General features: G+C 64.8%; 12 protein-coding genes, 1 tRNA gene and 1 pseudogene. All 14 read left to right on the top strand.

The features are described 5' to 3' along the window. The coding region (locus AAGI91_07965; GenBank protein ID MEM1042549.1) for a peptidase M41 at positions 1-1077 on the top strand (1077 nt) is incomplete at its 5' end. A 10-nt stretch (positions 1078-1087) separates the two neighbouring features. Then, positions 1088-1333, top strand: coding sequence for a type II toxin-antitoxin system HicB family antitoxin (locus AAGI91_07960; GenBank protein ID MEM1042548.1), 246 nt, complete (start codon positions 1088-1090; stop codon positions 1331-1333). A 239-nt stretch (positions 1334-1572) separates the two neighbouring features. Beyond that, positions 1573-1737, top strand: a pseudogene (locus AAGI91_07955) (type II toxin-antitoxin system HicA family toxin). Between the two features lie 289 nt (positions 1738-2026). Beyond that, positions 2027-2401 carry a 30S ribosomal protein S12 gene (rpsL, locus tag AAGI91_07950; GenBank protein MEM1042547.1) on the top strand — a complete coding sequence of 125 codons (375 nt, stop codon included), beginning with the start codon at positions 2027-2029 and terminating at the stop codon, positions 2399-2401. A gap of 94 nt (positions 2402-2495) precedes the next feature. After that, the gene (rpsG, locus tag AAGI91_07945) at positions 2496-2963 is read left to right on the top strand and encodes a 30S ribosomal protein S7 (protein ID MEM1042546.1); all 468 of its coding nucleotides are present in this window, start codon (positions 2496-2498) and stop codon (positions 2961-2963) included. Between the two features lie 74 nt (positions 2964-3037). Next, positions 3038-5134, top strand: coding sequence for an elongation factor G (gene fusA, locus AAGI91_07940; GenBank protein MEM1042545.1), 2097 nt, complete (start codon positions 3038-3040; stop codon positions 5132-5134). Positions 5135-5186: 52 nt separating this feature from the next. Further along, on the top strand, positions 5187-6374 hold the full coding sequence (gene tuf, locus AAGI91_07935; GenBank protein MEM1042544.1) for an elongation factor Tu: 1188 nt from the start codon (positions 5187-5189) through the stop codon (positions 6372-6374). Positions 6375-6453: 79 nt separating this feature from the next. Next, a tRNA-Trp gene (locus tag AAGI91_07930) sits at positions 6454-6526 on the top strand. A gap of 44 nt (positions 6527-6570) precedes the next feature. Beyond that, a complete protein-coding gene (gene secE / locus AAGI91_07925) occupies positions 6571-6762 on the top strand; it encodes a preprotein translocase subunit SecE (protein MEM1042543.1) in 192 nt (63 codons plus the stop codon). 42 nt (positions 6763-6804) lie between these two features. Next, positions 6805-7362, top strand: a complete 558-nt coding sequence (gene nusG, locus AAGI91_07920; protein ID MEM1042542.1) for a transcription termination/antitermination protein NusG — start codon at positions 6805-6807, stop codon at positions 7360-7362. 134 nt (positions 7363-7496) lie between these two features. Then, the gene (gene rplK / locus AAGI91_07915) at positions 7497-7934 is read left to right on the top strand and encodes a 50S ribosomal protein L11 (protein MEM1042541.1); all 438 of its coding nucleotides are present in this window, start codon (positions 7497-7499) and stop codon (positions 7932-7934) included. A 148-nt stretch (positions 7935-8082) separates the two neighbouring features. Further along, complete coding sequence (gene rplA, locus AAGI91_07910; GenBank protein ID MEM1042540.1) at positions 8083-8805, top strand: 50S ribosomal protein L1; 723 nt, start codon at positions 8083-8085, stop codon at positions 8803-8805. An 87-nt stretch (positions 8806-8892) separates the two neighbouring features. Then, positions 8893-9423, top strand: a complete 531-nt coding sequence (gene rplJ, locus AAGI91_07905; GenBank protein ID MEM1042539.1) for a 50S ribosomal protein L10 — start codon at positions 8893-8895, stop codon at positions 9421-9423. Between the two features lie 163 nt (positions 9424-9586). Continuing rightward, complete coding sequence (gene rplL / locus AAGI91_07900; protein MEM1042538.1) at positions 9587-9964, top strand: 50S ribosomal protein L7/L12; 378 nt, start codon at positions 9587-9589, stop codon at positions 9962-9964. Positions 9965-10228: the final 264 nt, after the last annotated feature.

Here is a 10228-nt window from a genome sequence, read left to right as displayed (position 1 = left end):
GCGGCCACCAACCGGCCCGACGTGCTCGACACGGCGCTGCTCCGGCCGGGCCGCTTCGACCGGCAGATCATGGTCGACCGCCCGGACCGCCGCGAGCGCGCGGCCATCTTCAAGGTCCACACCCGCACGCTCACCCTCGGCGACGACGTGGAACCCGAGATGCTGGCGAACATGACGCCGGGCTTCGCCGGGGCCGAGATCGCCAACGTCTGCAACGAGGCCGCGCTTCTCGCCGCCCGCGACGACAAGGAGTCCATCGAGGCCGTCGACTTCGAGCGCGCCATCGACCGCGTGATCGGCGGGCTGGAGAAAAAGAACAAGCTGATCTCGCCCGAGGAGAAAAAGATCGTGGCCTACCACGAGGCCGGGCACGCCGTCATCGGCTGGTTCCTTGAGCACACCGACCCCGTCATCAAGGTCTCGATCGTCCCGCGCGGCCTCGCCGCGCTCGGCTTCGCGCAGATGCTCCCCGACGAGCGCTACATCACCAACGAGCAGACCTTCCGCGACCGCATGACGATGGCGATCGGCGGGCGCGTAGCCGAGGAGATCGTCTTCGACCACCTCTCGACCGGTGCGGCCAGCGACCTGGAGCACATCACCGGGATGGCCTACGCGATGATCGTCAAGTTCGGGATGAGCGAGGCCGTCGGGCACGTCAACTTCGACGTGAGCCGCCGCTCCGAGATGTCGTTCTACAAGCCCTACTCCGAGAAGACCGCCGAGCTAATCGACGCCGAGGCCAAACGGATCGTGGACGAGATCCACGCGCGCGCCCACCGGCTGCTCGACGAGCACAAAGACAGGTTCGAGGCCCTGGCTCAAGCGCTTCTAGAAAAAGAGGTGCTCAACGAGAACGACCTCAAGGAGGTCCTCGGCGAGCGGCCCTACAAGCGGCCCATCTACGACCAGCCGGTCAATGCCGAAGGCGAGCCCGTCAACGACCCGGGCGACACCCTCAACGACCCGGGCGACACCCTCAACGGGTCGGCCACGGGTAACGGGTCGGCTTCGGGCGGGGACGGCGCGCTGCCTGAAGAAATCCGCGATACGGACGAGCCACCCGCTGTTAGCTGACGAAGGTGCCATGCTGACTGCCTACATCCGAGCCGCTATGCACGCTGCCGAGTACGAACTGCTCGAAGACGGCGAGGGCTACTACGGCAGCATCCCCGGTCTGCAAGGCGTCTGGTCCAACGCCGACACGCTCGAAGCCTGCCGCGATGAGTTGCAGGAAGTCGCTGAGGATTGGTTACTGATCCGGCTCCGGAGAGGCGCGAATGTACCCGTGCTCAATGGCATCGATCTAAACCTACAGGCTGAGGCCGCCTGATGCCGCCGTTCGGCCCGGTCTCCCGGAGAAAGCTAGAGCATGTTATGGACTCGGTTAGGTCTCAGCGTTCTCCTCAAAAACAGCCGTCATTCCCGCGCAGGCGGGAATCCAGAGCTTGTAGCACGCCTTCTGGATTCCCGATCAGGGTCGGGAATGACTCGGTGTGAGGAGGTAACAGTAGCAGAACAGCGTTTCTGCGCCATCAGGGCCTCTCAAGTTGCTGACAAGCTCTAGTCCGCATCCTGCGAAAGCTTGGGTTCGAGGGACCCTATCCTGGCAGCAAGCATGCCGTCATGCGGCGTGGCGACGTAGACGTTCGCATCCCGAACCCCCACCGTGGTGACATCGGAAGGAACCTGCTGAGCCGGTTGCTGAAGCAGGCCGGTGTCAGCCGCGGGGAGTGGGAGAGCCTGCAGCTGTCCGGCCTTGCAATCGACGTGCTCACCGCCCTTGTGCTCCTTACCTGCGCTCAATGTTCCTGGCGTGGGACTAGCCCCAAAAGCAATAAAGATATATATCGATCAACCAAATATATTGATCCTGATCCCTGCTAAATCCGCGTGAAGTGGCGGAAATGGGATCTTGTAGTACCTGAACGGTTGAATTGGCACGGCAGAACGGTGTACCTTCCTCTTCTGCACCCCCGCGGCGCTCGGCGCCGCTTTTTGTTGTATTCCAGCGACCGACGCTCCCGTGCCCACGATTCAGCAACTCGTCCGCAAGGGCCGCAGCCCCAAGACGAGGACCACCAAGTCCAAAGCCCTCCAGGGCAACCCGCAGCGCCGCGGCGTCTGCACCCGCGTCTACACGACGACGCCCAAGAAGCCGAACTCCGCGCTCCGCAAGGTGGCGAAGGTCCGGCTCACGAACGGGTTCGAGGTCATCGCCTACATCCCCGGCGAGGGCCACAACCTCCAGGAGCACTCGATCGTGCTCGTCCGCGGCGGGCGCGTGAAAGACCTCCCCGGCGTGAAGTACCACATCGTGCGTGGCGCGCTCGACACGGCCGGCGTGGCCGACCGCAAGCAGAGCCGCTCCAAGTACGGTGCCAAGCGCCCCCGAAAGTAGCCTGTCTGTAGTCCCTGGTTTCTGGTTTCTAGTTGGGCAGCCCCCGAGCTTCAGCCGACTAGAAACTGGAAACTGCAAACCAGAAACCCCAGCCATGCGCAGAAGGCAAGCCGACAAGCGGCTCACGATCCCCGACCCGCTCTACGAAGACCAGCTCGTCGCCAAGTTCATCCACAGCGTGATGAACGACGGCAAGAAGTCCGTCGCCCAGCGCCTCGTCTACGGAGCCTTCGACATGGTTGAGGAGCGCACCGGCGAAGAGGGCGTCGAGGTCTTCCGCAAGGCCATCAACAACATCGCCCCGCTCGCCGAGGTCCGCAGCCGCCGCGTGGGTGGCGCGACCTACCAGGTGCCGATCGAGGTCCGGGCCGACCGCCGGACGGCGCTCGCCTTCCGCTGGCTCCTCCAGTACGCCCGCGCCCGCGCGGACAAGAGCATGGCCCGCCGCCTCGCCAGCGAGATCGTCGCCGCGAGCAAGAACGAGGGCGGGGCCGTCAAGAAGAAGGACGACACGCACCGCATGGCCGAGGCCAACAAAGCCTTCGCCCATTTCCGCTTTTAGCTCGTGGCTATTGGCTTGTTGCGCGCCGCGCATCAGCCACTAGCTAACAGCCAGCAGCCAACAGCTACGCCACTATGAGTACCAACGGACGCCAGCTTTCGCTCGACCGGACCCGGAACATTGGCATCTCGGCGCACATCGACGCCGGGAAGACGACGACCACCGAGCGCATCCTCTACTACACCGGGCGCCTCCACCGCATCGGCGAAGTCCACGAGGGCGGTGCCACGATGGACTGGATGGAGCAGGAGAAGGAGCGCGGCATCACGATCACCTCCGCCGCGACGACCTGCTTCTGGGACGACCACCGGATCAACATCATCGACACCCCCGGCCACGTCGACTTCACGGTCGAGGTCGAGCGCTCGCTCCGCGTCCTCGACGGCGCGGTCGCGCTCTTCTGCTCGGTCGGCGGCGTGGAGCCGCAGTCCGAGACGGTCTGGCGGCAGATGAACAAGTACAGCGTCCCGCGCATCGCGTTCGTCAACAAGATGGACCGCACCGGGGCCGACTTCGCGGAGGCCGTCAAGATGATGAACGACCGCCTCTCGGCCAACGCCGTCCCGGTCCAGATTCCGATTGGCGAGGGCGACATGTTCCGCGGCGTGATCGACCTCGTCGCGCTCAAGGCCATCGTCTGGCACGACGAGAGCCAGGGCGCGACATGGGACGAGATCGACATCCCCGAAGACCTCAAGTCGCAGGCCCGCCACTGGCGGATCAACCTCCTCGAAGCCGTCGCCGAGCACAACGACGAGCTCCTGATGAAGTACCTCGAAGGCGAGGACATCACCGCCGACGAGGTGAAGGCGACGGTCCGCGCCGCCACGCTCTCGCTCGACATCACGCCGGTCTTCTGCGGCTCGGCCTTCAAGAACAAGGGCGTCCAGCGCCTGCTCGACGGCGTCATCGACTACCTCCCCGCGCCGACTGACATTCCGGCCGTCGAGGGCCACGCGGTCCGCTCCGACGAGGTCCTCAGCCGCGAGGCCAGCCCCGACGCGCCGTTCAGCGCCGTCGCCTTCAAGATCGCCACCGACCCCTACGTTGGCCGCATCACCTTCGCCCGCGTCTACTCGGGCACGCTCGAAAAAGGCAACCAGCTCTTCAACGCGACGAGCGAGAAGAAGGAGCGCGCCGGCCGCCTCCTCTTCATGCACGCCAACTCGCGCGAGGATGTCGAGACGGTGCGTGCAGGCGACATCTGCGCGATCGTCGGGCTGAAGGCCACGAAGACGGGCGACACGCTCACCGACCCGGCCCACCCGATCGTGCTCGAGAAGATGGACTTCCCCGAGCCGGTGATCCGCATCGCCATCGAGCCGAAGACCAAGGCCGACATCGACAAGCTCGGCACCGGCCTCCAGAAGCTCGCCGAAGAAGACCCGACCTTCCGCGTCTCGACCGACGAGGAGACCGGCCAGACCCTCATTGCAGGGATGGGCGAGCTCCACCTCGAAATCATCGTGGACCGTCTCAAGCGCGAGTTCAAGGTCGAGGCCAACGTCGGCAAGCCGCAAGTCGCCTACCGCGAGGCCATCCGCTCGTCGGTCGACCACAAGTACACCCACAAGAAGCAGACGGGTGGCAAGGGCCAGTTCGCCCACGTCGAGATCGAGTTCATGCCGAAGGAGGACGGCGTCGGGTTCGAGTTCCTCGACGAGATCAAGGGCGGCAACATCCCGCGTGAGTTCATCCCGTCGGTCGAGAAGGGCATCCAGAGCGCGCTCGACCAGGGTCCGCTCGCGGGCTACCCCATCGAGGGCATCGTCGCCCGGCTCTACGACGGCAAGTACCACAACGTCGACTCCGACCAGATCGCGTTCGAGATCGCGGGCCGCATGGCCTTCCGCGAGGCGAGCCGCCGCGCCAGCCCGGTGCTCATGGAGCCCATCATGGCCGTCGAGGTCATCACGCCCGAGGAGTACATGGGCGACGTGATCGGCGACCTGAACTCGCGCCGCGGTCGGATCGAGGGCATGGGCCAGCGCGGCGACGCGCAGGTCATCAACGCCGGCGTCCCGCTCTCCGAGATGTTCGGGTACTCGACCGACCTGCGAAGCAACACGCAGGGCCGCGCTATCTACTCGATGCAGTTCGACCACTACTCCGAGGTGCCGAAGAGCATCGCCGAGGAGATCATCAACGCCGACAAGGCTGAGGTCGCGTAGCTGACCGCCACCCCCCGTTAACCCGAAGCACCCGTTTACAGAGGTATCCATCATGGCCAAAGAGACCTTCCAGCGCACCAAGCCCCACGTCAACGTCGGCACCATCGGCCACGTCGACCACGGCAAGACCACCCTCACCGCCGCCATCACCAAGGTCCTCGCCGAGAAGCTCGGCGGCGAGGCCAAGGGCTTCGACGAGATCGACAACGCCCCCGAGGAGCGCGAGCGCGGCATCACGATCGCCACCGCCCACGTCGAGTACGAAACCGAGGGGCGGCACTACGCCCACGTCGACTGCCCCGGGCACGCCGACTACGTCAAGAACATGGTCACCGGGGCCGCCCAGATGGACGGCGCGATCCTGGTGGTCGCCGCCACCGACGGCCCGATGCCCCAGACCAGGGAGCACATCCTGCTGGCGCGCCAGGTGGGCGTCCCCTACATCGTGGTGTTCATGAACAAGGTCGACCTGGTCGACGACGAGGAGTTGCTGGAGCTGGTCGAGATGGAGGTCCGGGAGCTCTTGTCGGACTACGAGTTCCCGGGCGACGACCTGCCGGTCATCCAGGGCTCGGCGCTCGGGGCCTTGAACGGCGAGGCAGCGGGCGTGGCCTCGGTCGAGGCGCTGATGCAGGCCGTCGACGACTACGTGCCGACGCCGGAGCGCGACATCGACAAGCCGTTCCTGATGCCGGTCGAGGACGTGTTCAGTATCACCGGGCGGGGGACGGTGGCGACCGGCCGGGTCGAGCGGGGCGCGATCAAGGTCGGGGAGGCGGTGGACATCATCGGTATGCAGGAGGAGAAGCTGTCGAGCACCGTGACGGGGGTGGAGATGTTCAGGAAGCTGCTGGACCAGGCCGAGGCCGGGGACAACGCGGGGATCCTGCTCAGAGGGATCGACAAGGACGCGATCGAGCGGGGGATGGTGATCTCGAAGCCGGGGTCGGTGACGCCGCACCGGGAGTTCGAGTGCGAGGTGTACGTGCTGTCGAAGGAGGAGGGGGGCCGTCACACGCCGTTCTTCAAGGGGTACCGGCCGCAGTTCTACTTCCGGACGACGGACGTGACGGGAGACATTGAGCTCAACGAGGGGGTGGAGATGGTGATGCCGGGGGACAACACGCAGTTCCGCGTGAAGCTGATCGTGCCGGTGGCGATGGAGCAGGGGCTGCGCTTTGCGATCCGTGAGGGGGGCCGGACGGTGGGGGCCGGCGTCGTCGCCAACATCCTCGACTAGCGGGCGACGAGTTCTGGATGAGGAGCGGCGAGTGGGAACAACATCCGCCGCCCGTCGCTCGTCATTCAGAACTCAGCAGACGGGCGTAGCTCAATTGGCAGAGCACTGGTCTCCAAAACCAGCGGTTGTAGGTTCGAGTCCTACCGCCCGTGCGAAACGAACCACAAGCCGTTCTCAGCTAACGAGGCATCCAGGCATGGCAGACAACAAGACAGGCAGCTACGTCCAGGAAGTGATGAAGGAGATGAGCAAGGTCCACTGGCCGAAGCGCAAGGAGCTCGTCAGCAACACCACGCTCACGCTCATCGCCTCGTTCATCCTCGCGCTCTTCATCTACGTGGCCGACCAGGGGATCAGCCAGGCGCTCCAGTTGCTCTACGGCGGCTAGGCCCTCGCAGCGACCCCTCTCTCACTGGCGACTATGGCAGCTATGGCGAACAAGACGAAGACCGGCATCCGCAAGTGGTACGTGCTACGGACCTTCTCCGGGCACGAGAAGAAGGTCAAGGAGGCCATCCAGAACGAACTCGAACTCAAGGGCTTCCAGGACCGAGTGAGCGAAGTGCTGATCCCGACCGAGACCGTCTTCGAGATGCGCGGCGGCAAGAAGCGAACGCGTGAGAAGACCTTCTTCCCCGGATACCTCCTCGTCGAAGCCTACCTCGACCCCTACCTCCGCGACATCCTCTCGGCCCTTCCATCCGTCATCGGCTTCCTCTCGACCGGCGACACGCCGACCCCGCTCCGGCCCGATGAGGTCAACCGGATCCTCGGCCGCGTCGAGGAGACGGCTGCCGCGGGCGAACAGCCCGAGATGCCGTTCAAGGAAGGCGATGCCGTCAAGGTCGTCGACGGCCCCTTCAACAACTTCTCCGGCTTCGTCGAGGAGATCTACCCGGACAAGATGAAGGTCCGCGTGATGGTCTCGATCTTTGGCCGGAAGACCCCGCTCGAACTGGACTACCTGCAGGTCGAGCACGAAGCATGACGTGCCTCGCCGTGAAGCCTCGGCGAAGCAGAAACAGGCACCGCGCGCGGCCTTATCATCCGGCTCGCTCCCACCCTCAGACCTAGCCGCGGGAGCCGAGGTCCAGCCCTTGGCGCTTGCACCGCACTCCGACTATGGCGAAGAAAATAGACAGCTTCATCAAGCTGCAGATCAAGGCAGGCCAGGCCAGCCCGGCCCCGCCGATTGGCCCGGCGCTTGGCCAGCACGGCGTCAACATCATGGAGTTCTGCAAGGCGTTCAACGCGCAGACCCAGGAGAAGATGGGGCTCGTGATCCCGGTCGTGATCACGGTCTTTGCCGACAAGAGCTTCTCCTTCATCACCAAGAGCCCGCCCGCGGCCGTCCTCTTGAAGAAGGCAGCCAACGTGCCGAAGGGGGCAGGCGACCCGCTCCGCGAGAAGGTCGCAAACGTGACCTGGGACCAGTGCAAGGAGATCGCCGAGGCGAAGATGGAAGACCTCAACGCCCACACCGTCGACCAAGCCGCCCGGATGATTGCAGGCACCGCCCGCTCGATGGGGATCACGGTCTCCGGCGCGCCGGTCGCCTGACGGCGTTTCTAGCTTTCGGTTTCTAGTTTCTGGTTCAGCAGGAACGGCGAGTGTGCCGAACTGAGAACCAGAAACGAAAAACCAGGAACTTTATCCACAGCGGGAGCCAATCCACGGTTGGCGCTTGCACCGCACAGCAACGAAGCACATGGCTAAGAAAGGAAAGCGCTATCGCGAGGCCCAGGAGGCCATCCGCGAAGCCGGCGAGGCCAACGGCGGATCGTTCTCGATGGACGAAGCGGCCGACCTCATCAAGAAGACCTCGAAGGCGAAGTTCGACGAGTCGATCGACATCGACATGCGGCTCGGGGTCGACCCGCGCCACGCGGACCAGATGGTGCGCGGCTCGGTTGCCCTCCCGCATGGGACCGGCAAGACGGTACGCGTGCTCGCGCTCGTCGACGAAGGCCGGGAGCAGGAAGCGCTCGACGCCGGGGCCGACATGGCCGGGCTCGACGAGTACGTCAACAAAATCCAGAACGAGGGCTTCGTCGACTTCGACGTGATGATCGCGACCCCGAGCGTGATGCCGAAGATCGGCCGCCTCGGGCGCGTCCTCGGGCCGCGCGGCCTGATGCCGAACCCCAAGAGCGGAACCGTCACGAACGACGTGGCCGAGGCCGTGCAGGCCGTCAAGGCCGGCCGGATCGACTTCCGCGTCGACAAGTTCGGCAACATCCACACTTCGATCGGCAAGTCGTCGTTCTCGCCCGAGCAGATCAGCGAGAACGCGGCCGCCTTCGTCAAAGAGATTCTCCGGCTCCGGCCCGCCTCCGCGAAGGGCGTCTACATGCGCTCGATCACGCTCTCGACCACGATGGGGCCGCCCGTGCCCATCGACCGCAACGCCGCCGTCGGCGCCGCAAGGTGATTTTAGACTTTGGATTTCTGATTCTGGATTGAACGCTCGGAGCAGCAGACAATCCGAAATCTAAAATCCCCAACCCCCAATCGAACCATGGCACTCACGAAAGAACAGAAGCGCGAAGCGGTCGCCGCGATTGCAGAAGACCTCGAGAGCGTAAACACCATCTACCTGACGGACTACGCCGGCCTCACGGTCGAGCAGGCCAACACCCTGCGCGGCGAGTTCTTCAAGGCGGACGTCCGGTATAAGGTGCTCAAGAACACGCTCCTCAAGCGGGCGATGGACGACGCCGAGGTCGACTACTCCGGCCTCTACGAATACCTCAGCGGCCCGACTGCCGTTGCGTTCACCAACGACCCGGCCACGCCCGGCAAGGTCATCAAGAAGTTCCTCGAAGGTGACGCCGAGCTTCCCAAGCTGAAGGGTGCCTACGTCGACGGCGCTTTCTTTGGCTCCGACGCGCTCGACCAGCTCGCCGCGCTCAAGAGCAAGGACGAGCTCATCGGCGACATCCTCGGCCTCCTCATGGCTCCGGCGACCAACATCGTCGGCGGTCTCCAGGCGCAAGGATCGAACCTCGTCGGTGCACTCAAGACCATCGCCGAGAAGGAAGAGGGCTAGCGCCCTTCGGTTTCTGGTTCCTCGTTTTTCGTTTCTCGTTGGGCTATCCGACCGAGCGCGGCTAACGAGAAACGAGAAACGGCAAACTAGAAACACCCTCACACCATCCCTTAATCAGCGGCGCAGCCCCCGGGCACAGACCGCCGCAGGAAACTCCAACACCATGGCAGACATCAAGGACATCGCAGAACAGTTGGTCAACTTGACCATCAAAGAGGCCAACGAACTCGCCACCCTCCTCGAAGAGGAGTACGGCATCAAGCCTGCCGCCGCGGCCGTCGCGGTCGCCGGGCCTGCCGGGGGCGACGGTGCCGCCGCCGCCGAGGAGCAGACCGAGTTCGACGTGATCCTCAAGGGCATCGGCGGCAACAAGATCGCCGTCATCAAGGAGGTCCGCGGCATCACCGGCCTCGGCCTCAAGGAAGCCAAGGAGCTCGTCGACGGCGCGCCCAGCCCGATCAAGGAGGCGGCACCAAAGGCCGAAGCCGAGGACATCAAGGGCCGGCTCGAAGGGGCCGGTGCCGAAGTCGAGCTCAAGTAGCTCGGCGCTCGCCACACCGACTCACCCGCCGCTCGGCCCTCGGCGCACGCGCTGTCAGGGCCGGGCGATGAGGTGAAGCCGGCTTTCCCGAACGCGACCGCCAGCGGGCCGCAGCGGGAGCCGGCTTTCGCCGCTTGAGCACACCGAGCGGCACGCGCTAGAAATGCCGGCTTCGGCCGGCACCCGCCGGAACCCGGAGGGGCACCTCGCGTTGCCCGTTCGGTCGTTTGGCCCAATTTTTTCGGCAGCTACCAACACACCGGG

The organism is Bacteroidota bacterium, from assembly GCA_038746285.1.
In the GTDB taxonomy this organism is placed as follows: domain Bacteria; phylum Bacteroidota; class Rhodothermia; order Rhodothermales; family JANQRZ01; genus JANQRZ01.
This window is presented reverse-complemented; position numbering and strand designations above follow the sequence as displayed.

Coding starts and splice junctions, on each gene's coding strand:
- rplJ (MEM1042539.1), top strand. CDS start 8,893: ATGGCACTCACGAAAGAACAGAAGCGCGAAGCGGTCGCCGCGATTGCA.
- tuf (MEM1042544.1), top strand. CDS start 5,187: ATGGCCAAAGAGACCTTCCAGCGCACCAAGCCCCACGTCAACGTCGGC.
- secE (MEM1042543.1), top strand. CDS start 6,571: ATGGCAGACAACAAGACAGGCAGCTACGTCCAGGAAGTGATGAAGGAG.
- rplK (MEM1042541.1), top strand. CDS start 7,497: ATGGCGAAGAAAATAGACAGCTTCATCAAGCTGCAGATCAAGGCAGGC.
- nusG (MEM1042542.1), top strand. CDS start 6,805: ATGGCGAACAAGACGAAGACCGGCATCCGCAAGTGGTACGTGCTACGG.
- rplL (MEM1042538.1), top strand. CDS start 9,587: ATGGCAGACATCAAGGACATCGCAGAACAGTTGGTCAACTTGACCATC.
- rplA (MEM1042540.1), top strand. CDS start 8,083: ATGGCTAAGAAAGGAAAGCGCTATCGCGAGGCCCAGGAGGCCATCCGC.
- rpsG (MEM1042546.1), top strand. CDS start 2,496: ATGCGCAGAAGGCAAGCCGACAAGCGGCTCACGATCCCCGACCCGCTC.
- AAGI91_07960 (MEM1042548.1), top strand. CDS start 1,088: ATGCTGACTGCCTACATCCGAGCCGCTATGCACGCTGCCGAGTACGAA.
- fusA (MEM1042545.1), top strand. CDS start 3,038: ATGAGTACCAACGGACGCCAGCTTTCGCTCGACCGGACCCGGAACATT.